The sequence below is a fragment of the Diaphorobacter sp. HDW4B genome (assembly GCF_011305535.1).
GTDB lineage: Bacteria > Pseudomonadota > Gammaproteobacteria > Burkholderiales > Burkholderiaceae_C > Diaphorobacter_A.
In genome coordinates this window covers 595,022-617,258 of sequence record NZ_CP049905.1, presented here as the reverse complement: position 1 = coordinate 617,258, position 22,237 = coordinate 595,022, and the positions used below count along the sequence as shown (strand labels likewise).

The following is a 22,237-nucleotide window of genomic DNA, read 5'->3' as shown; positions in this document are numbered from 1 at the left end:
TGTCGATGCGTCGCATCGGCAGGGCGTTTTGCTGTGCGCGTTATGCAGCAACGGATTGCAGAAATTCAGTGCAGCGGAACTGGTCATATTGCACCTGTGTTATCGAGTGCACACGTAGGACAGTCGAGCTATCCAAATCACTTGCAAGGTGCTACAACGACTCTATTCGGTAACGAATGTCTCGCAACTTTTATGCGGCATTTTTCGCACCCGGGTGCCGCGATGGAGGTCGTATGGATGTCATCAGCAACTCTGCAGCTCGCTACGTTCGTTTGCGTGAGGAGGAAATGTCGATAGACGAGTACCTCGCGCTTTGCCAGAGCGATCCCATGGTCTACGAAAGCGCTGCACAGCGCATGCTCGCAGCCATCGGCGAGCCAGAGATGGTGGACACGAGAAATGACCCGCATCTCTCGCGTCTGTTTGCCAACAAGGTGATTCGCCGCTACCCCGCGTTTGCCGAGTTCTACGGCATGGAAGACGCCATCGAGCAAGTGGTGAGTTTCTTCCGCCATGCCGCGCAAGGCCTTGAAGAACGCAAACAGATTCTTTATCTGCTGGGCCCTGTTGGCGGCGGCAAGAGTTCGATTGCCGAGCGCCTGAAATACCTCATGCAGAAGGTGCCTTTTTACGCACTCAAGGGATCGCCGGTGAACGAGTCACCGCTGGGATTGTTCGATCCGGTGGAAGATGGTCCGTTGCTCGAAGAGCAGTTCGGCATTCCGCAGCGCTGCCTCAAACGCGTGCTCTCGCCATGGGCAGTGAAACGGCTCGATGAACTCGGCGGTGACATCCGCAAGTTCCGCGTGGTCAAGCGTTATCCCAGCATCTTGAAGCAGATCGGTATTGCGAAGACCGAGCCCGGTGACGAGAACAACCAGGACATATCGAGTCTGGTCGGCAAGGTCGATATCCGCAAGCTGGAAAGCTTTGCGCAAGACGACACCGATGCATACAGCTACTCGGGCGGTTTGAGTCTGGCCAATCAGGGCCTGCTTGAATTCGTTGAAATGTTCAAAGCGCCGATCAAAGTGCTGCACCCGTTGCTGACCGCAACGCAGGAAGGCAACTACAAGGGCACGGAAGGCTTTGGTGCGATTCCGTTTGAAGGCGTGGTGCTGGCGCACAGCAACGAGAGCGAATGGAAGGCCTTCCGCAACAATCGCAACAACGAGGCTTTTCTGGATCGCATCTACATCGTCAAGGTTCCTTATTGCCTGCGTGTTGCAGAGGAAGTGAGGATTTACGAAAAGCTGATTCGCGAATCTTCGCTGGCTAACGCGGTCTGCGCACCCGGCACACTCAAGATGATGGCGCAGTTCTCGGTGCTCACCCGTTTGAAGGAACCCGAGAATTCCAGCATCTTCAGCAAGATGCAGGTCTACGATGGCGAGAGCTTGAAAGACACCGATCCGCGCGCCAAGAGCTATCAGGAGTACCGCGACTACGCCGGTGTGGACGAAGGCATGTCGGGCATATCCACGCGCTTTGCGTTCAAGATTCTGTCCAAGGTGTTCAACTACGACAGCACCGAAGTGGCGGCCAATCCCGTGCATCTGATGTATGTGCTGGAGCAGCAGATCGAGCGCGAGCAGTTCCCGGCGGAGCTGGAAAGCAAGTACACCAGCTATATCAAGGAGTACCTGTCGCCACGCTACGCGGAGTTCATCGGCAAGGAAATCCAGACTGCCTATCTGGAGAGCTACAGCGAGTACGGCCAGAACATCTTCGACCGTTATGTCACTTATGCAGACTACTGGATTCAGGACAGCGAGTACCGCGACACGGACACGGGCGAGGTGTTCGATCGCAATGCGCTCAATGCCGAACTGGAGAAGATCGAAAAGCCAGCAGGCATTGCGAACTCCAAGGACTTCCGCAACGAGATCGTGAACTTCGTGCTGCGCGCGCGGGCCAACAATCAGGGCAAGAACCCGAGCTGGACGAGCTACGAGAAGCTGCGTCTGGTGATTGAGAAGAAGATGTTCTCGAACACCGAAGAGCTGCTGCCGGTCATCAGCTTCAACGCCAAGGCCAGCGCGGAAGATGCACGCAAGCACGAAGATTTCGTCACGCGCATGGAGTCCAAGGGCTACACGCCCAAGCAGGTTCGTCTGCTCTGCGAATGGTATCTGCGGGTGCGCAAGAGCAGTTGATGGGCGGTTGGGATACCGAAGGGCGCTAGAACGCGTCGGGCCACGCATGGAGGCATGGATGGCATTGCAAATCATCGACCGCAGACTCGCTGGCAAGAACAAGTCGGTGGGCAACCGCGAGCGCTTTGTGCGCCGCTACAAGGAGCAGATTGCCGAGGCGGTGCGCCGCGCTGTCGGTCAGCGCGACATTCGCCATATAGAGCAGGCCGAGACCATCACCATTCCGAAGAAGGACATCCGCGAGCCGTCCTTTCACCACGGCCAGGGGGGCGTGCGCGACAGCGTGCATCCCGGCAACAGCGAGCATGTGCGCGGCGACCGCATCGCCAAGCCGCAGGGTGGTGCGGGCGGTGGTGGCTCGCAGGCCAGCGACAGCGGGGAAGGCGAAGATGACTTCACCTTCACGTTGACCAAGGAGGAGTTCATGGAGCTCTTCTTTGAAGACCTGGCCCTGCCGCGCCTTCTGCGCACGCACATCGGCAACACGCCGCAATACAAGCTGCGCCGCGCGGGCTACAGCCACGACGGCACTCCGCACAATCTGGCTGTGGTGCGCACCATGCGCGGCGCGCTTGGGCGGCGCATTGCGCTGACCAAGGCATCGCATCGCGAGATGACGGAACTGCAGGCGCAGCTCGACGCCTTGCTCGAACAGGACGACGGCACGAGCGAGGCCATTGCCGAATTGCAGCGGCGTATCGACACGCTGAAAGAACGCATCGGCAAGGTGGCGTTTCTCGATCCGCTGGATCTGCGTTTTCGCAATCGCACCAAGGTGCCCGCGCCCAGCAGCCAGGCCGTGATGTTCTGCGTGATGGATGTGTCGGGCTCCATGGACCAGCAGCGCAAGGATCTGGCCAAGCGTTTTTTCATCCTGCTTTATCTGTTTCTCACGCGGCATTACGAGAAGATCGACATCGTCTTCATCCGCCACCACACGCAGGCCGCCGAGGTGGGCGAGGACGAGTTCTTCCACTCGCAGGAAAGCGGCGGAACGGTGGTGAGCAGCGCGCTGGTGCTGCTCGATCAGATCATCCGCACGCGCTACCCGGTGGAGGACTGGAACATCTACGTGGCGCAGGCCAGCGATGGCGACAACTACGGCGATGATGGTGTGACCTGCTACAACCTGCTGGCCGAAAAGATACTGCCGCTGGTGCGCTATTTCGCCTATGTGCAGGTGGCGCAGGAAGAGCAGAATCTGTGGGAAGAATACAGCCAACTGACGTCGCACTTTCAGCACTTTGCGATGCGCAAGGTGGGCGAGCCGAGCGACATCTATCCAGTGTTTCGCGACCTGTTCAAGAAAGAGGGGGTAACGGCATGAACCTCTCGCAATATCCCGCACTCGCGCGTCGCCACACACCCGGTCAGCGCAGGCCGCCGTTTGCATCCGATCGCGCGCAGCGCGGCGTGGTGCCGCCCGATTTGCTGCCCGCAGGCAATCGACCGGACGGACCGTTGCCCGACCCGACCGACTGGACCTTCGAGCTGATCGAGTGCTACCACGCGGTCATCGCCGCCACGGCCGAACGCTTTGGACTCGACACCTATCCCAATCAGCTCGAAGTGATCACCGCCGAACAGATGATGGATGCCTACTCCAGCGTCGGCATGCCGGTCGGTTATCGGCACTGGAGTTATGGCAAGGAATACTTGGCCACGGAGCGGCGCTACCGGCGCGGTCACATGGGGCTGGCGTACGAGATCGTCATCAACTCCAACCCTTGCATCAGCTACCTGATGGAAGAAAACACCACCGCCATGCAGGCGCTGGTGATTGCGCACGCGGCCTACGGGCACAACAGCTTCTTCAAGAACAACTACCTGTTCGGCATGTGGACCGATGCGGGCAGCATCATCGACTATCTCGTCTTTGCGCGCGACTTCATCGCGCAATGCGAAGAGCGGCACGGCTTGAGCACTGTCGAGCAATGGTTGGACTCTTGCCACGCGCTCTCCAATCTGGGCGTCGATCGTTATCAGCGTCCCTCCAAGAAAAGCCTTGCGCGAGAGCTGGCAGAACGTGAGCAGCGCGAGGCTTACGCGCAGCAGCAGGTCAACGAACTGTGGCGCACCTTGCCCGCCAAGCCCGACAAGGACAACGCCGCGCAGCACAGCGAACGTTTTCCCAAGGAGCCTGAAGAAAATCTGCTCTATTTCATCGAGAAGAACGCGCCGCTGCTGGAGCCATGGCAGCGCGAGATCATCCGCATCGTGCGCAAGATCTCGCAGTATTTCTATCCGCAGCGCCAGACCCAGGTGATGAACGAAGGCTGGGCCACGTTCTGGCACTACACGCTGCTCAACACCATGTACGACGAAGGCTGGCTCACCGATGGCGTGATGATCGAATGGTTGTCGTCGCACACCAACGTGATCTATCAACCGCCTGCAGGGCATCGCGCCTACAGCGGCATCAATCCATATGCGCTGGGTTTTGCGATGTACCGCGACATCCAGAGAATCTGCCGCGCGCCGACCGAGGAAGACAAGCGCTGGTTTCCCGACATCGCTGGCTCGCCATGGCTGCCGACGCTGCACTACGCCATGCAGAACTTCAAGGACGAGAGCTTTGTCGGCCAGTTCCTGAGTCCCAAGCTGATTCGCGACATGCGCCTGTTCTCCATCCACGATGACGCGGCGGACAGCGAACTGCTGGTGAGCGCCATCCACGACGAAGACGGCTACCGCTCGCTTCGCCAGACCCTGTCACAGCAATACGATCTGGGCGCGCGCGAGCCCAACATTCAAGTCTGGAACGTGAACCTGCGCGGCGACCGCTGCCTGACGCTGCGCCACACGCAGCACAAGGGCCATCCGCTGTCCGACGACGCCCATGAAGTGCTCAAACACGCCGCGCGGCTTTGGGGCTTTGGCGTGCAGCTGGAGAGTGTGAGCGGGGACGGGGAGATGCCGGTGTTGCTGCACTCGGTGCCGGGGCCTGGGGCATAGACACGTTCGAGGAGCATGCCGAAGAAGGAGGCGCTTCGGCCTGAAGCCAACTGTTTGAGGTCACTCTTCACCTTGAGCTCACGCCGGGCACATCGTCTGCTCACAGGTGAGTACTAGATTGGGTGGATGCGAATTTTCAAACCCATGCCTCGTCTTCAAGCGGTACTCGCCATCATTGGCTCACTGATCATTGCTCACAAGGTGCTCGTTTGGATAGTTGACAGAAATATCACCAACGGGATGGATGCAACAGAAGCCGATGTACTTGTATTTGCTTTTGTCCATTCGGTCTTCATATTTCTGTTCGCCGTCACGGGTGCATTGTTGCCTTGCCGTGGATTGATCCTACGTGTTTTGGGATGCACCTTGCTTGGTCTGGCTGGCCTTTACGCGCTTGTTCTTGCAGCCTCTTGGCTGTACCCGAATTACTACGTGGCAGCTGCGGCTTTCTTCCTTGTGCCGATCGCTTGTGCTTATTCGCTGTGGCGACGGCTTCCCGGATCCGAGGGTTCGGGTTGACGTGTGGCTTGTCACTGATCCTCAGGCCGAGCCGCTTCCTCGAACTTGTCCACGTCGCGCAGCGTGGGGAAGATGCGCGACCACAGGCCGACCACGGCCAGGGTGCACACACCGCCGAGCACGGCGGCGGGTACTGCGCCTACCCATGCTGCGCTGGTTCCGGCGCGGAACTCTCCGAGTTCGTTCGATGAGCCGATGAACAGCATGTTCACCGCGTTCACGCGGCCGCGCATGTGGTCGGGGGTGGAGAACTGCACGAGCGCGCCGCGGATGTAGACGCTGACCATGTCGGCTGCGCCCGCGATCATGAGTGCGATGAACGAGATCGCAAACACGGTGGACAGCGAGAACACCAGATTGGCGATGCCGAAGATAGCGACCGCGATGAACATGGTGCGGCCCACGCGCTGGTCAAAGGGTTTGATGCTGAGGTAAAGCCCGGCGCTCACCTCGCCGATCGCCATCGCGCTGCGCAGTGCGCCCAGGCCTTCGGGGCCGACATGCAGCACTTCATGTGCGTAGATGGGCAGCAGCGCGATCACACCGCCGAGCAGCACGGCGAACAGGTCGAGCGAGATGGTGCCGAGGATGATGGGGCGTGTGCGGATGAAGCGGATGCCTGCGCCAAAGCGCTCGAACATCGTGCCTTGCACGGGAGCGGGCGGTGACGCGAACTTGACCGGCACCAGCCAGATGAGCAGGGCGGTGCCGAGCAGCAGGCAGACGCAGCAGACCGCGTACGTCAGTTGGCCGCCGCCGATGGCGTACAGCACACCGCCGAGGAAGGGGCCGCCGATGGAGGCCGCGCGCATGATCATGCTGTTGGCTGCGATGGCCTGAGCGAGCTGTTCGCGCGCGACGATTTGCGGCAGCAGGCTTTGCAGCGCGGGGCCCGAGAACGCACGAGAGCAGCCGAACAGCACCAGCACCGCATAAATGCCACTGACGCCTGCCGCGCCATGTCCCGAAAGCCACCAGAGCATGGCACTGCAGACCGCGCCCACGGCCCAACTGGCTGCGAGAATCGGTTTGCGGGCGAAACGGTCGATCAGGTCTCCGGCGGGCAGCAGCAGCACCAGCATCGGCAGAAACTGCGCGAGTCCCACATAGGCGAGCGCCATGGGCGAGCGGGTGAGGTCGTAGACCTGCCAGGCGACGACGACGGCCTGCACCTGCGTGGCGAACACGGCCAGCAGGCGCGACGCCATGAAGGACAGAAAGGCCGAATGCCGGTAGATGCTTTGCGGCTCGGCTGGGGACGACGACGGCGATGGGGGCGGGGCTGGTTGCGACACGTTGGATGGAACTGCTGGCTTGCGGTTGTATGTTGTTGTGAGCGGCAGCCACTGCGCGATGCGGTGGTTCATGAGACGTCTGTCCGCTGGAAACCCTGGAACCCCTGGAAACTCGGAAAACCCGGTTGGCTGGCAAGCAAGCAGACGTGCTGCGAGGCGGGATGCTACCAACTTGTCCGGATTTGCGCTGGCGGTGGGCTTTGTTCGGCCTGCGCACAGCGGCTTGCCATGTTCATATTTCTCATCATTCCTGGCTGTAAGGAACGTGCTGCTTGCGGTAGTTCCATGGAGCCTGCGGGCGGGCTTCGGACCACAGACCGACGCGTTGCTCCTGCGCGCGGGTCTGCATGGCCTGCAATGCAGCGTTTTTCCTGCTGCGCCATGTGTAGACCCAGGCGTAACCGTGGCTCAACTGGTCTTGCGCGACATTGGTTCCACTGCAGCGCACATGGGCGACGAGGCGCTCATACTGGTCGCGGGTGACGGGCGTGATTTCCGCTGTCTGGCGGAGGCACAGTGTCTCCAGATGGGATTTGGCCTCGCGGCCGAAATTCTGTTTGAGCTCCGGTGCGTCGATCTCGGCAATGCGGATCTTGACCGGCCAGGAGGCGGTGGAATCCGACTCGTGACAGCGGGCGAACAGGCTGTCGCCGTCACTGACATGGACGACCAGACACATCAGGACGGCAGCGGTGAAGGACATGGCAAGGCTTCCTTGGAGTGGTGCAGGCACTCTAGTCGCAAGGCGGGTCAATGGACTGAGCCAAAGCAGAAATTACTTGGCTGGCGGACAATTCGGGGCTTCATCTGGTTCTTTTGGGAATCCTTGGTGCATTCGGCGAAGTGAGGGATGCGCGTGTCTGCTCGGGCTTTGGCAGTCTTCGTTCACAGGTGACGATATGGGGCCGTATGCTTTGTTGCGAAGCTTTGCCGTATCGACATACTGTCTGCAGCTTCGCGTCGCGCCTACGGCCCCGTCTCGTCATTGTGGTGGGTGATTCGAAGGCCCCGAACGCTGCCGAAATCGCAGTTTTGAACCACCATTTCCTGATCTCTCTTTTTCACCCATTCATCTGGTTTCGTCGTGTTCAAAGGTCTGATCGCGTCCGTCTCGGCGTCGTTTCTGTTTGGTGTTCTGTACTACATCGCGCCTGCGCTTGCGCCGCTCGATGGTGAGCAGGTCTTTGGCTGGCGGGTGTTGAGCACGTTGCCGTTCACCACGTTGCTGCTGTTCTGGCGCGGTGAGGCGGACAAGGTGTCGCTGCTCGTTCAACGTGTGCGTTGCCAGCCGATGTTTGCGTTGGCCTTGTTGTTCAGCGCGGCGATGTTTGGCGGGCAGTTGTGGTTGTTTCTTTGGGCACCCATGGCGGGGCGCGCGTTGGAGGTGTCGCTTGGCTACTTTCTGCTGCCGCTCGTGATGGTGATTGCAGGCCGTGTGCTGTTTGGCGAGCGCCTGTCGCGTGGGCAGATGCTGGCAGCAGGCCTTGCCACCTTGGGTGTGCTGCACGAGTTGCTGACGGCCGGTGGTCTTGCTTGGGAGACTTGGTTCGTCGCCATCGGCTACACCGTGTATTTCGCGTTTCGCCGCCGTATCGGCACCGCGCACATCGGCGGACATTGGCTGGACATGGCGCTGCTTGCGCCGCCTGCGCTGTGGTTCGTCACCCGCATGCCGTCGTCGCTGCCGCTGATCGCGGACCATCACCATCTGTGGCTGCTGATTCCCGTGCTTGGCGTGCTCAGCGCCGTGGCGCTTGCGCTGTACATGATGGCCAGTCGCTTGCTGCCACTGGGACTGTTCGGGCTGCTCAGTTATGTCGAGCCGGTGCTGCTGGCGATGGTCGCGTTGCTGCTGGGCGAAAGCATCCAGCCCGCGCAGTGGTGGACCTACGGCCCCATTTTTGTGGCCGTGGCCTGTCTGGTGGTAGACAGCGTGATCCGCATTCGGGCTGTGAGCCGCGCTGTTTGATGTGCTACTTTCAGTCAGCGGCTTTGGCCTGCACTTCGCCTGATTGCCGAATCACGTCGTTCTTCTGCAGATGCGCGATCTGCGCGTCGGTCAGGCCCGCCTCGCGCAGCACATCCAGCGTGCTCTGGCCGATGTCCTGCGGGCGAATGCGGTAGCTCGCGGGCGTGCGGCTCAGTTTGATGGGCGAAGCGACGGAGCGGAAACCATCCACCTCGGCGATCATGCCGCGATGCTCGGTGTGCGGGTGCTTGAGTGCTTCGACCACGTTCTGGATCACGCCGCAAGGCACGCCCACGGCGACGAGTTTGTCGAACAGTTCCTGCGCCTTGAACGTGCTGAACGCGGCCTGCAGATCTTCTTTGAGTGAAAAGCGGTTCACTGCGCGTGTGGCGTTGGTGATGTAGCGCTCGTCCCTGGCGAGATGCGAATGGTCCACGGCCTCGCACATGCGCTGGAACTGCCCGTTGTTGCCGACCGCCAGAAAGATGGGCTCGGTGGCCGTGGCGTAGGTGTCGTAAGGCGCGATGTTGGGATGGCCGTTGCCCGAGCGCTGTGGCGGCTTGCCGGTGAACAGCGTGTTGATCGAATGCGGGTAGAGTGAGAACAGCGCGCTGTCGAAGAGGGCCGACTCCACCGACTGACCCATGCCGCTGCGTTCGCGTTCGTGCAGCGCCATGAGGATGCCGATCACAGCGTTCAGGCCCGTGGTCACGTCCACGATCGGCACGCCGATGCGGGTGGCTTCTCCCTGCGGATCGCCGTTGATGCTCATGAGGCCGCTGAGGGCCTGAACGGCGGCATCGTAGCCTGGCAGCCCACCGAGCGGGCCGGTCGCGCCGAAGCCGGTGACACGGCAGTGGATCAGCTTGGGAAAGCGCGCCCGCAGCACGTCTTCGTAACCCATGCCCCAACGCTCCAGCGTGCCGACCTTGAAGTTTTCGATCAGCACATCGGCGTCTTCGAGCAGTTTGAACACCACTTCGCGCCCATCCGGGTCGGCCACGTCCACGCACACCGTGCGCTTGTTGCGATTGATGCCCGCGAAATATGAGGCCATGCCCGCGTCGTTGAACGGCGGCCCCCAGGTGCGGGTTTCGTCGCCTTCGGGGCCTTCGACCTTGATGACGTCCGCGCCATGGTCGCCAAGAATCTGCGCGCACAGCGGGCCGCCCAGAACGCGCGAGAGATCGACGACTTTCAGTCCATCGAGTGATGCCATGGATTTGTCTCCTTTGTTGTTGGCAGGCGCATTCATGCCTGTGTCGGGTTCCAGCTTGCGGCGCGCTTGTCGCGTGAAGCGGTGACGCCTTCGACGGCTTCGGTGCGCATCTGCGATGCAAACCAATGCGATGCGGCGTCGAGATACGTGGGCAAATCGGCATTGCCCGCGAGTGGCGCAAGCGGCACGCAGGACAGCATGCGTTTGGTGACCACGCTCGCGTTCGGCGCTGCGGCGATGAGGTGGCGCAGCACTTCCTGCGTCTTCTCGGGCAGCGTCTCGGGCGAGTCGGCCAGATAGTCGAGCAGGCCGATGCGATGCGCTTCTTTGGCATCGATGCGCTCGCCCGTGAGCACCAGTCTGCGAGCGGTCTGCAAGCCAAGGCGTGCCGCGACGAAGGGCAGGATCTGCCCCGGCACCAGTCCGATGGTGACTTCGGGAAAGCCGAACTTGGCGACAGGCGAGCCGATGGAAATATCGACCGCACAGGCAAGCCCCGCGCCACCGCCCATGGCCGCGCCTTGCACGCTCGCGACGGTCACCTTGGGGCAGTGGACGAGCTGCGTGAGGAACTCGCCATATTGCCGGTTGCCAGCCGCAACCGGGTCGCGACCATCCGTGCCCATGGGCTCGCTGAGCCGGTCGTGGATATTGCCCAGATTGCCGCCCGCGCTGAACGCAGGGCCAGCCGCAGTGAACAGAATCACACGCACCTCGGGCGATTGGGTGGCATCGTGCAGCGCGGCCGACATGGCCGGCACCATGCCGCCGCCGAGCGGGTTGCGCGACTCTCCGCGATTGAGGTGGATGTTGAATACAGCGCCCTGGCGCGTCGCGATCACCCAGTCTTCTGTGCTGTTGGTTGTCATGTGATTTCTCCATCTGCGAGAGAAGGTCTGCGCACTACAATGAAATCGAAAGCTGTCGTCAGACTGCGCATTTGCAGTGGTGTCTGTCGTTGCATTTTCAAAGGAGAGACTGTGTGCATGCTTGATGGCTCGGGGGCTGAACACGACACGGCAGGGCGCGTGGCGGCATGAGCGTTCGCAATCTGGACATCGGCCAGCTGCGCACTTTTGTGGCCGTGGCCGAGCGCGAGAGCTTCACCAACGCGGCGGAGAAAGTCTTTCGCACGCAGGCCGCTGTCTCGCAGCAGATGCACAAGCTCGAAGAGGTCGTGGGCTGCGCGCTGTTCGAGCGCGTCGGGCGCAACAAGCGGCTCACCACCGAAGGCATGCGGCTGCTGGAATATGCGCGGCGCATGGTCACGCTCAACGACGAGGCTTACCGCGTGATCACCACGCAGGAGAGCCGTCAGTCGGTGAAGATCGGCGCTTGCGCCGATGCGGTGGACACGCTGCTGCCGACCTATCTCGAAATCTGCGCCGAGAATTTTCCCAACCTGAGCATCGACATCAAGGTCGCGCAAAGCCGTTGGCTGGGCGCGGCGCTGCGCAAGGGCGATATCGACCTGATGCTGGACATCGTGCCGCATGCCGACTTTGAGCATCTGCTGCTGCGTACCTCGCCCGTGGCATGGATTGCGGGGCTGCGTTACCGGCATCAGGCAGGAAGTTCCGTGCCGCTGATCCTGATGGACAACGCCTGCCCGTTTCGCGACAGCATGGTGCAGGCGCTGACCGACGCCGACATGGCTTGGCACAGCGCGTTTCAGACATCGACGTTGGCTGGCATTCGCGCGGCGCTGCGTGCGGGTCTGGGCATCACGGCGCGCACGGTGGAGATGCTCGCGCCCGACGTGCGCGTGCTGGACACGCAGGTGCATCTGCCCGCATTGCCCGCCATGCAGTTCCATCTGTATTGGCGCAACGATGCGATCAACGAGAGTGCTGCGAAGGTGCTGCATCTGATGGCTCCGCGTTAGTGGAAAAGGCGTTTGCCATCACGGTTGCTGCATGCCTGCATCGATGATGATCTTGCCCCACAGGCGCGTATCACGCTCCTGCAGCATGCTCAGGTAGTCGGGCGTGACGGGCGTGGGAACGAGGCCCTTGCTCAGCAGAAATTCTTTGCCTGCGGGCGCGGCCAGCGCTTCGCCGATCCATTGCGACAGCGCTGCGGACACATTGGCGGGCGTGCTGGCCCTGGCGCTCCAGATGGCGATCCATGAGCTCACGTCGAACCCGACGTGGCCCAACTCGGCGACGGTCGGCACATCGGGCAGGCTGGGCACGCGCTCGTTGCCAGACAGCGCCAGCGCGCGCACATTGCCTGCCTTGATCTGCGGGAGCGCAGTCACCATGTCGCAGAAGTAGAAGTCGAACTGCCCGCCGATCAGGTCCGTCATCGCCTGCGCGCTGCTCTTGTAGGGCACGTTCACCGCGTTGATTTTTGTGAGCTGCTTGAAGCGCTCGCCTGCGATGCGTCCGCCCACGTTGGCGCTGGCAAACGACAGCGGCTTGTCTTCCTTCTTCGCCCACGCAAGAAATTCGGCAGCACTGGTCTGCGTGATGCGCTTGGGGTTCACGATCATCACATATGGGGTGGAGGCCATGTTGGCCAGCGGCGTGAAATCGGTCAGTGGGTTGTAGCCCAGCTTCTTGTAGATGGTCGAATTGGCCGCATGCGTGGACGAGCCGGAGACCAACAGGTTGTAGGCATCGGCAGGAGCACGCGCCACGTATTCGGCAGCGATGTTGCCGTCCGCTCCCGGTTTGTTTTCGACCACGACCGGCTTGCCGCCGCGCTGCGCAATCGCATCCCCCACATAGCGCGCGATGCTGTCCGATGCGCCGCCTGCGCCATACGCGACGATGATGCGGACCGGCTTGTCGAGCTTGAAATCATTGGCCCAGACCGCCAGCGATTGCGGCAGCAGCAGGGATGCAAGGCCGGCCGAAGCGGTGCATTGCAACCAGTCGCGGCGCGACCAGCGGGGGCTCTCGTTGGTGCTTGTGCGATGCGTGCTGTTCTGCTTCATGACGGGTCTCCTTGCGATGGGGGGTGGGATGCACTTTTGATGACGGCGCGGGAACGGTGCTGGGTTTTCGGGGGCTCAATGTCTGCCGCTGGGAAGCAAGTCCACGGGGCAGTCGATTTCCATGTCGAGCAGCATCTGCGCGTAGCATTTGCCGAGCGGGTCGGAGCGCAGACTGCACGAGCCGCCACCGCCGAGCGCTTGCTTGAGCACGAAGTTCACCGCACCGATTCCGGGCAGGTCGTAACGCGTGACCGAGCCTGTCATCAGATGCGCAAAGTAGTCGTGCACACGATCTGTTGTGACCTGTTCGCGCAGCAGCGCCAGCCATTGCGGCGCACGTGCCATCAGGCCGATGTTGGCGTCGTCGCCCTTGTCGCCGCTGCGGCCATGGGCGATGTCGCCGACGGTGATGCGTTGCGTGCGTTGTGCGTTGGAGCGCGGTGGTGCAGTGGTGTGATCGGCTGTCGCATGCGTGTTTGATTGCGGCTCTGCGAGTCGGACCGACACGCTGTGCACCGTGTCATCCCCGCCGACCTGCCATTGCACATTCACGGCCTGTTTGGGAATCAGAAACGAGGTGGTGCGGATCACGCTCTGCACATCGGATCGACCACCGAAATGGCTGCGTGTTCCCGGCCCCATCGATGTGCCAGCGGATGACGCCTCTTTCTGCAGAAAGGCGAGGGCGCGTTTGTCATCATGGCGCGCGGCGATGCGCAGCACGATCTCGCGGCTTTCGAAGACGCGGCGGTGCGGGCCGTACATCGACTCGGCACCCAGCAGCTCGACCAGCGTTTCGCCGTAGTCCGCGAATCCCGCTTGCTGCATCAGGCTGCGTGTGCGGGTGAGCAGCGCCTGCGCGGTGCGCCCGGCCTTGGCAATGGCGCGCTGTCCGCGAATCGCCATCATGATCGCGATGTGCCAGCCTTGGTTGTAGGTGGCGGTGACCTTGTAGTGATCGCCGGGAGTCGTGCCGCGCGCACCGCTGACGCGCACGCGACCGCCTTGGTTTGCATGCCCGGCCACGTCGTCGATGCGCACCTGCGTGAAGTCGCAGATCACATCGGGCAGTTCGTAGCGCGCTGGATTGCCGATCTCGTAGAGCAGTTGTTCGCCGACCGTCTGCCGCGTGACGAGGCCGCCGTGTCCCTTGGGCTGGAACAGATCGAAGCTGCCGTCGCTGTCCATCTGCACCAGCGGGTAGCCGATGTCGGACCAGTCGGGCACTTGCTCCCAGTCGGTGAACAAGCCGCCCGAGCCCTGCGCGCCGCATTCGATCAGATGACCCGCCAGACTGGCCTGCGCTAGTTCGTCGTATTGCGTGTGCGTCCAGCCGAACGCGTGCATGGCGATGCCCACGAGCGGCGCGCTGTCCACACCGCGACCAGTGATCACGATGTCCGCGCCCGCATCGAGCGCGCGGGCGATGGGCTCTGCGCCCAGATAGGCGTTGGCCGAGAGGAGCGCGGGGCGTTGCTCGGGCTTGGCTTCTCCGGGCCAAGGCTGGCATTGCGATTGCTGCTCCAGCACATCGTCGCCGGTGACGATGGCGATCTTCAGCGCAATGCCTTGCTCGGCAGCGATCTTGAGAATCGCGTCGCGGCATCCGGCGGGATTGAGTCCGCCCGCGTTGGTGACCAGTCGCACACCGCATTGCTTGATGGTCTGCAGATGCGGTGCGAGCGCGGTGGTCACGAAGTCGGTGGCGTAGCCCAGCTCCGGCGTGCGCAGTCTGGCGCGCTGCAGAATCGACATGGTGGTTTCGGCCAGGTAGTCGAAGACGAGGTATTGCAGACCGGGCTGCGCGAGCAACTGCGGCACGGCGATCTGCGAGTCGCCCCAGAAGCCCGATGCGCCGCCGATCAGCACGGTGCGCTGCGATGTCGTGGATGGATGACTCATGATGACTGCTCCTTGCTTGCCGTGTCCTGCGCCACGACTTCCAGAATCACCTGCCCGGCGTTGAGCTGTTCGCCCATGGCGATGTTGAGTTGCTCCACGCGACCGGCAAAGGGCGCGAGCATGGGCATTTCCATCTTCATGGACTCGAGCACGACGAGCGGTTCGCCTTTGGCAACCTGCTGCCCTTCCTTGACAAACACCGCGATCACGCGGGCGCTCATCGGTGCTTTGAGCTGACCGCCTTTGCCCGAAGCATCGCCGCCGGAATCAAAGCGCGTGACACGTTCAAAGACGAAGCTGTCGGCGCGGTCCTGAATCCAGAGTTGTTCGTCGGCATCGCGATACCAATGCGTGGTGCGCCAGATGCCATCGAGCGCAAAGCTCAGGCTGCCGCTGTGGCCGGATGCGTCCGTTGAACTGTGCAGATTGCTGATGTGCCACGGCTGGGCTACCGTAGGTTCTGCCTGTGTGCGCTCCTTGGATTTGCTGCGTGCTGGTGGCGAACCCGCGCGGCATTGCAGCAGCAACGAGCCCGCCGCATCACCATGCAGCACGGTGCACTCATGCAGGGTGGTTGCGGAGGCCGATGTCGCATCGCGCATCCACAGGCTGCGGCCATCGTGGCGGTCGCTGGCGAGCTTTGTGCTGGGTTTGGCCAAGCCGATTCCGCTCAGCAGCAGGGCTGCAGAAGCGTGCGTGTGGTGTGACGGTTCGTGCTGCCATTCGGCACTTTTCAAATCCTGCTTGCCGAGAAAATCGGTCGTTACCTCGCCCGCCAGAAAGCGCGGGTGCGCCAGGCAGCGCTGCAGCAATCCGAGATTGGTGCGCACGCCGAGCGCGGTGGTTTCTTCGCAAGCCAATCGCAGCTTGTTCGCGCAGGCGTCACGCGTGTCGGCATGGGCCAGCAGCTTGGCGATCATGGAGTCGTAGAAGGGCGAGATCACCGATCCGCTTTGCAGCGCCGAATCTGCGCGAATGCCGTCCGGCAATTGCCAGTCGCCCAACATGCCGACCTGCGGGAGATAGCCTTGCCAAGGGTCTTCGGCGCACACGCGCACCTCGATGGCGTGACCGCGCATCTGCACGTCCTGCTGGCCGAAGGTGAGCGGCAGGCCCTGCGCCACACGCAGTTGCTGCTCGACCAGATCGAGCCCGGTCACGAGTTCCGTCACGCCATGCTCGACCTGCAGGCGCGTGTTCATCTCCATGAAGTAGAAATGCTCCTTGTCGGCATCGAGCAGAAACTCCAGCGTGCCCACGCCTGTGTAGCCGATGGCGCTGCAGGCCTTGCGCGCAACTTCGCCCATGCGCTGGCGCAAGGCGTCGCTCACGGCGGGCGAGGGCGCTTCTTCGATGAGCTTCTGAAAGCGTCGCTGCGTCGAGCAGTCGCGCTCGCCGAGGTGCAGGCAGGTGCCTTGCTCGTCGCAGAGCACCTGCACTTCGATGTGGCGACCTTGCTCGATGGCGCGCTCGATGATAATGTCGTCCGAGCCAAATGCGCTGGCCGCTTCGGACTGCGCCTGACGGAACATCTCGGGCAGTTCGGCCGGATCGCGCACCACGCGCATGCCGCGCCCGCCGCCACCGGCTGCGGCTTTCAGAATCACCGGAAAGCCGATCTTCTGCGCCGCTGCCTGAATCTGCGCGACGGTGGTGCAGCCTTGTTCACCGGGCACGGTCGGCACGCCCGCCGCCTGCATGGTGATCTTGGCTTGCGCCTTGTGGCCCATGAGAGAAATCACCCGCGCCGTGGGGCCGACGAAGACGAGGCCCGCATCGACCACAGCCTGCGCGAAATCCGCGTTTTCCGACAGAAAGCCATAACCCGGATGCACGGCCTGCGCGCCCGAGCGCTTGCAGGCATCGATGATGGCGGCCATGTTGCGGTAGCTCTGGTCGGCAGACGAAGCGCCGATGTGCACTGCCATGTGCGCGGCACGCACGTGCGGGCTGTCGGCGTCCGCATCGGAATACACGGCGACGGTGCGAATGCCCATTCGCCGCGCCGTGCGGATCACGCGCAGTGCGATCTCTCCGCGGTTGGCGATCAGCAAGGTGTCGAAGCGCATGGAGTGGACCTGCTTTCTTGCTCGCGATGAACGATGGTTGGACGGATAGCTCAGGCTGCACGCTTGGGCAGAATGCCCATGTGCTTGCAGATGATGGTCAGCATGATTTCGTCGGCACCGCCGCCGATGGAGATCAGCCGCAGATCGCGCCATGCGCGCGAGACCTTGTTCTCCCACGTGAAGCCCATGCCGCCCCAGTACTGCAGGCACGAATCGGTGACCTCGCGACACAGGCGACCGGCCTTGAGTTTGGACATCGAAGTGAGCTCCGTCATGTCGCCGCCCGACATGTGCACCTGCGCTGCGCGGTAGATGGTCGAACGCAGCATTTCGACCTCGGTGCGCAGCTCGGCCAGGCGAAAGTGCACGGCCTGGTTGTCGAGAATCGAGCGGCCGAATGCCTTGCGCTGGCGCGTGTATTCGATGGTTTCGTCGATCACGTTGTTGAGTGCGGTGACGCGGCGCGTGGCACCGCTCAGGCGCTCTTCCTGGAACTGCCGCATCTGGTAGGTGAAGCCCTTGCCTTCCTCGCCGATGCGGTTGCGCACCGGCACGCGCACGTCGTCGAAGAACACCTGTGCGGTGTCCGAAGCCCACATGCCGACCTTCTTGATCTTGTTCATCGTGATGCCTTTGCGCAACTGGCCGTTCTCGCGCAGCGGCAGGCAGATCAGCGACTTGTTGCGGTGCACGTCGCCCTCGCTGGTGTTGGCGAGCAGGCACATCCAGTCGGCCTGCAGACCGTTGGTGATCCACATCTTGGAGCCGTTGATCACGTAGTCATCGCCGTCGCGCCGCGCCGTGGTCTTGAGCGACGCGACATCCGAGCCCGCGCCCGATTCCGACACGCCCAGACAGACCACCTTGTCACCGGCCACCGTCGGCTTGAGAAACTCTTCACGCAATTCGTCCGAGCCAAAGTGCGTGAGCGCGGGCGTGGCCATGTCGGTCTGCACGGCAATCGCCATGCCCACTCCTCCCGAGCTGATGTTGCCGATGGCTTCGCAGAACGCGATCTCGTAGGTGTAGTCGAGGCCCATGCCGCCGAACTCCACCGGCTTGTTCACGCCGAGAAATCCGGCTGAACCGAGCTTCTTGAAAACCTCGTGCGCCGGGAAGATTTCTGCGGCTTCCCACTCGTCGACATGCGGTTCGATCTCGCGTTCGATCAGCTTGCGCACGCTGTCCTGCAGGGCGATGTGTTCGGGTGTCATCATGGTGTGTGTCTCCTGATGTTGAGATGTGGGAAGCACGGACTCGTCCCCTGTGTGGCGAGTCCGAACGAAGAGGGAAAGCTCAGAAACGTGCGACGCCGAACTGCACGGGATGCAGTTCGCGGGCCTTGGCCTGCGCGGTGGTTGCCAGCGCCATGCCAAGCCAGGCGCGGGTTTCGCGGGGGTCGATCACGCCGTCGTCGAGCAGCAGACTGCTGGTGTGGATGGCGCCGGATTGCGATTCGAAGGTGCGCACGATGGCGTCGCTTTCGGCTTGCAACGCGGCTTCGTCGATGGCTTTGCCGCTGCGGCGGGCCGAGGCTTCGGCGACGAGGCGCATGGTCATGGCGGCTTGTTCGCCGCCCATCACGGCGGTCTTGGAGTTGGGCCAGGACAGCAGCAGATCGGGTTTGAAAGCGCGGCCGCACATGCCGTAGTTGCCCGCGCCGTACGAGGCTCCGCACATGATGGTGAAGCGCGGCACGCTGGCGTTGGAGAGCGCCTGGATCAGCTTGGCTCCGTGCTTGATGATGCCGGCTTGCTCGTGCTGCGTGCCGACCATGAAGCCGGTGATGTTCTGCAGAAAGACCAGCGGACGACCGAGCTGCACGCACAGCTGGATGAACTGCGCGGCCTTGTTGGCACCGTCGCTGTCGAGCGGGCCGTTGTTGGTGAGTATGCCGACGGCGTGGCCTTCGATGGCTGCGTAGCCGCACACGGTGGGCGCGCCGAACTGCTCCTTGAAGGCGTGAAAACCGGGCGCATCGACCAGTCTGGCAATCACCTCGCGCATGTCCACGGGCGTGCGGCTGTCGGCGGGCATGATCTGCAGAAGGTCTTCGGCGCTCTGGGCCGGTTCGGCGAACGGCGCTGCGGGCGCTTCGTTCCATGCGATCTGCTGCAGGATGGAGCGCACGCGCTGTATGCCGTCGAGGTCGTTGTCGGCCACGTAGTCGGCCAGACCCGATGTGCTGGCGTGCATGTCGGCTCCGCCGAGTTCTTCGTCGCTGGCTTCTTCGCCGGTCGCGGATTTGAGCAGTGATGGGCCTGCGAGATAGGCATGCGCCTGTTCGCGCACCATGACCACGTAGTCCGACAGGCCCGGCAGATACGCACCTCCGGCTGCAGAAGAGCCGTGAATCAGCGACACCACCGGCAGCCCCGCAGCGGAGAGCCGCGCGAGGTTGTAGAACATGCCGCCGCCGACCATGAAACGCTCCACGCGGTACTTGCGCAGATTGCCGCCAGCGCTTTCCACCAGTTGCACGAAGGGCAGTTTCTGGGCGAGCGCGATTTCTTGCGCGCGAATCATTTTCTGGCCGGTGAGCGATTGCATGGCACCGGCGCTGATGCCGGAATCGTTCACCGCAATCATGCAGCGCACGCAGCTGATGTGGCCGATGCCGACGATCAGCGCGCTGCCGGGCACGCTGGTGGCGGGGTCGGGGTCTTCGAGGCTGCAGTAGCCCGCAAGTGCCATCAGTTCGTAGAACGGCTGGTCGGCATCGAGCAGATGGGCCAGCCGCTCGCGTGGCAGCAGCTTGCCCTGCGCATGGAATTGATGGGCCGCACGCGCCGAACGGGCACGGGTGCGCTCCTCCAGCTCGCGCACCTCGGCGATGCGCTCCAGCATGTGCTGGCGATTGCGATCCGCACGGTTATCTGCACTGTGGCTTGTGACGTTCATCTCGCCCACCTTCGCATCCATGGGTTGTCTCCCGTTGCACCGTTTGCTTCGACCGAATCATCTGGCGTGATGCCGATGATTCATTAGCAATCTGTTATTTGGCAGTTGTCGGGATTCATGATGGCAGAGACGGGGCGCGGCATCCAACAAGAACTTGTTCGTCATTTCATAAGAGGCTCTTATGGAATGCGGGTTGCAGGCATGAAAAAGGCCGGAGCCCGCTTGCAGCGGAGTCCGGCCTGAGGTCGTTTGCGGTGGCGCTTGGGCGATCAGCGAACGCGTTCGGATTCCACGATCATGTCGAGCACGTAGGCGTGCGGTGGCGCATCTGCTGGCAGCACGCCGTTCTTCGCCATGGAATAGCGGTTCAGGCGAAGCACGTTGCGGATACCGGGCTCGAAGGTATAGCCTTCAATGTTGCCTTGCAGCACGGTCCAGTCGCCGCTGGTGCGCTTGATGCCCTTGTTGTCGTACGTGAGCTCGCGCACGCGCAGGCACTTGGCGTTGCGCATGAGGGGGTTGTTGCAAGCCACTTTTTCGGGCCAGACTTCCAGGAAGATGCGGTCACCGGCAGAGCCAAAGCGCGTTTCGGGTGTGGGCGAGCCCATCATTTCCCAGCGCATGCCGTCGGAGAAATACAGCTTCAGGCGGATGGGCGAGCCATCGGTCATGTTGAGCACTTCATAGCGCTGGGCCAATGGCAACTGCAGCATCACTCGGCGTTCGAGCATCATCTTCGCCTCGTCCACGCAGGCGCGCAGGGTGGAAATCGGCTGCTTGATGTCGACCTTGTCCAGGTTCGTGGCGTAAGTGGAGTTGATCACGTTGCAGAGGTTCTGCACGTTGACCTGGTTCTTGTTGAACTGCAGGACGGGCGCGCCCTTGTCGGCAGCCAGCCAGTTGCTGAGCTGTTGGCCGTCAGGACCGACCACCTGCACCATGGCCCAGGTGTATTGCGTGAGCAGTTGCGCAGCGTTGGCCGCGGGCGTTGCGGCGACGGGTGGCGGTGTGGGCGTGGTGGGGTTGGTCACGACGGGGGCTGGTTGGGGTGGCGGAGGATTGGTGCCGGGGGCTGCACAGGCGGTGAGCATGGCCGCAGCGGCAGCGATGGAGGCCAGTTGGACGAGACGTGCCGACAGGCGCTTGGATGGGTTCATGAATACTCCCTGTTCTTCAAAACGATGTTGCGGACCATAACGGCAAACGGGCGGCGTTCCTGTCAGTGAAGGTGACTTTCGGAGGGCCGACGCGGCGTTGACCGTCATTGTGACGTGACTTGTCTGGATCGCATGCGGGCGAATTGGTTCCGCTGTGCGTGCTGTGTGTTCAGTCGATGAACAGCGCCGGATCGACCATGGTGCGGTTGAGCATCACACCCCAGTGCAGGTGCGGGCCGGTCACGCGGCCGGTGGCGCCTACCTTGCAGAAGGCTTCGCCGGTCTTGAGTTCGTCGCCCACCTTGCAGTCCACTTTGCTCAGGTGGCAGTACATGGTGAGCAGGCCGCCGCCGTGGTCGAGCCAGACGGTGCCGCCGTTGAAGAAATAGTCGCCCACGTCGATCACGCGGCCGGGCAATGGTGCGGTCACGGGTGTGCCGGTGGCGGCTGCGATGTCCATGCCGCTGTGCGGATTGCGTGACTGGCCGTTGAAGATGCGGCGCAGGCCGAACGAGCTGGAGCGACGCCCCGGCACCGGCACGCGCATGTGCAGATCGGCAGCGCGTGCAAAGGGTTCGCTGAACGAGGCCATGACCTTTTGCTGATGCTCGCGCTCGCGCTCGTAGCGGGCATTGTCTTCGGGCGAGAGGTCGACGGTCTTGGGGGAGACCGTCAGGCGCTGCTCGGTGTATTTCTTGCTGCGTACCTGGTAGTCGAGCGAGCGCGTGCCCTTGTCGGTCTGCACGTTGGCGTGATGCTCGCCCACGCTGGCCGAAAGCGGGATGCCGACGATGGCGGTCCACTCGATCACATCGCCGAGCACGAGCACCTGCGAGTCGCCCGTCGTGACCTTGGGGCGCTGCGGCGAAGGACCAAGCGAGAGCCGCGCCACGCCACCGGGCACGCGGCTGTCATGCGGCCAGAGCGCAAGCGTGCTGGCGTCGGGTTCCGGATTGCGAGTTCTGGCGGCCCAGGCGGGCAGGGCAGAGAGCAGGGTGAAGGCACCAAGCGCCTGCACGCATTGGCGGCGCTGCGGTGTGGGAGCGGGAAGGTGGTCTCGGTTCATCAATGAGTGGTAGTGCGGTCAAGAACGGCCATCGCAGTATGCCGGGTTTGAGAACCAGAGTGACGGGCAGCAGCAATGCAAACGCGTT

At 62.5% G+C, this 22,237-nt stretch carries 17 protein-coding genes; 6 read left to right on the top strand and 11 right to left on the bottom strand.

The window, feature by feature from the left end; genetic code table 11:
* Positions 1-233 precede the first annotated feature (233 nt).
* From G7048_RS02880 to G7048_RS02865, 4 genes are all read left to right on the top strand, one after another.
* The gene (locus G7048_RS02880) at positions 234-2,156 is read left to right on the top strand and encodes a PrkA family serine protein kinase (protein WP_166066709.1); all 1,923 of its coding nucleotides are present in this window, start codon (positions 234-236) and stop codon (positions 2,154-2,156) included.
* Positions 2,157-2,214: 58 nt separating this feature from the next.
* Complete coding sequence (locus G7048_RS02875; RefSeq protein ID WP_166066708.1) at positions 2,215-3,483, top strand: YeaH/YhbH family protein; 1,269 nt, start codon at positions 2,215-2,217, stop codon at positions 3,481-3,483.
* Entirely contained in the window at positions 3,480-5,111 is a 1,632-nt protein-coding gene (locus G7048_RS02870; protein WP_166066707.1) for a SpoVR family protein, read from the top strand. The genes G7048_RS02875 and G7048_RS02870 overlap by 4 nt, the downstream gene beginning before the upstream one ends.
* Positions 5,112-5,237: 126 nt before the next feature.
* Entirely contained in the window at positions 5,238-5,630 is a 393-nt protein-coding gene (locus G7048_RS02865) for a hypothetical protein (protein ID WP_166066706.1), read from the top strand.
* Between the two features lie 11 nt (positions 5,631-5,641).
* On the opposite strand, the gene G7048_RS02860 is transcribed toward G7048_RS02865, so the two are convergent.
* Both G7048_RS02860 and G7048_RS02855 read right to left on the bottom strand, forming a co-directional pair.
* Complete coding sequence (locus G7048_RS02860) at positions 5,642-6,997, bottom strand: MFS transporter (protein WP_166066705.1); 1,356 nt, start codon at positions 6,995-6,997, stop codon at positions 5,642-5,644.
* A gap of 172 nt (positions 6,998-7,169) precedes the next feature.
* Positions 7,170-7,628: a thermonuclease family protein gene (locus tag G7048_RS02855; protein WP_166066704.1), complete on the bottom strand. Its 459-nt coding sequence runs from the start codon at positions 7,626-7,628 to the stop codon at positions 7,170-7,172.
* Between the two features lie 381 nt (positions 7,629-8,009).
* On the opposite strand from G7048_RS02855, the gene rarD reads away from it, so the two are divergent.
* Entirely contained in the window at positions 8,010-8,894 is an 885-nt protein-coding gene (gene rarD / locus G7048_RS02850) for an EamA family transporter RarD (protein WP_166066703.1), read from the top strand.
* Positions 8,895-8,904: 10 nt separating this feature from the next.
* Here rarD and G7048_RS02845 read toward each other — a convergent pair whose 3' ends face one another.
* Positions 8,905-10,113 carry a CaiB/BaiF CoA-transferase family protein gene (locus G7048_RS02845; protein WP_166066702.1) on the bottom strand — a complete coding sequence of 403 codons (1,209 nt, stop codon included), beginning with the start codon at positions 10,111-10,113 and terminating at the stop codon, positions 8,905-8,907.
* Between the two features lie 32 nt (positions 10,114-10,145).
* A complete protein-coding gene (locus G7048_RS02840) occupies positions 10,146-10,982 on the bottom strand; it encodes an enoyl-CoA hydratase/isomerase family protein (protein ID WP_166066701.1) in 837 nt (278 codons plus the stop codon).
* Between the two features lie 167 nt (positions 10,983-11,149).
* Here G7048_RS02840 and G7048_RS02835 point away from each other — a divergent pair, with 167 nt between their 5' ends.
* Positions 11,150-11,998: a LysR family transcriptional regulator gene (locus G7048_RS02835; protein ID WP_166066700.1), complete on the top strand. Its 849-nt coding sequence runs from the start codon at positions 11,150-11,152 to the stop codon at positions 11,996-11,998.
* An 18-nt stretch (positions 11,999-12,016) separates the two neighbouring features.
* Here the strand turns inward: G7048_RS02835 and G7048_RS02830 are convergent, their stop codons facing one another.
* The 7 genes from G7048_RS02830 to G7048_RS02800 form a co-directional block, all read right to left on the bottom strand.
* Positions 12,017-13,054, bottom strand: coding sequence for a tripartite tricarboxylate transporter substrate binding protein (locus tag G7048_RS02830; RefSeq protein ID WP_166066699.1), 1,038 nt, complete (start codon positions 13,052-13,054; stop codon positions 12,017-12,019).
* Positions 13,055-13,129: 75 nt separating this feature from the next.
* Positions 13,130-14,956 (bottom strand): acyclic terpene utilization AtuA family protein, encoded by a 1,827-nt coding sequence (locus G7048_RS02825; RefSeq protein WP_166066698.1) that lies wholly within the window; start codon positions 14,954-14,956, stop codon positions 13,130-13,132.
* Positions 14,953-17,025 (bottom strand): biotin carboxylase N-terminal domain-containing protein, encoded by a 2,073-nt coding sequence (locus G7048_RS02820; RefSeq protein ID WP_166066697.1) that lies wholly within the window; start codon positions 17,023-17,025, stop codon positions 14,953-14,955. Before G7048_RS02820 ends, G7048_RS02825 begins: the two co-directional genes overlap by 4 nt.
* 50 nt (positions 17,026-17,075) lie before the next feature.
* Positions 17,076-18,242, bottom strand: a complete 1,167-nt coding sequence (locus tag G7048_RS02815) for an acyl-CoA dehydrogenase family protein (protein ID WP_166066696.1) — start codon at positions 18,240-18,242, stop codon at positions 17,076-17,078.
* Between the two features lie 79 nt (positions 18,243-18,321).
* A complete protein-coding gene (locus G7048_RS02810; protein WP_305793257.1) occupies positions 18,322-19,947 on the bottom strand; it encodes an acyl-CoA carboxylase subunit beta in 1,626 nt (541 codons plus the stop codon).
* A gap of 248 nt (positions 19,948-20,195) precedes the next feature.
* Positions 20,196-21,083 carry a DUF4377 domain-containing protein gene (locus tag G7048_RS02805; protein ID WP_166066695.1) on the bottom strand — a complete coding sequence of 296 codons (888 nt, stop codon included), beginning with the start codon at positions 21,081-21,083 and terminating at the stop codon, positions 20,196-20,198.
* Positions 21,084-21,252: 169 nt separating this feature from the next.
* Positions 21,253-22,149 (bottom strand): M23 family metallopeptidase, encoded by an 897-nt coding sequence (locus G7048_RS02800; RefSeq protein WP_166066694.1) that lies wholly within the window; start codon positions 22,147-22,149, stop codon positions 21,253-21,255.
* Positions 22,150-22,237: the final 88 nt, after the last annotated feature.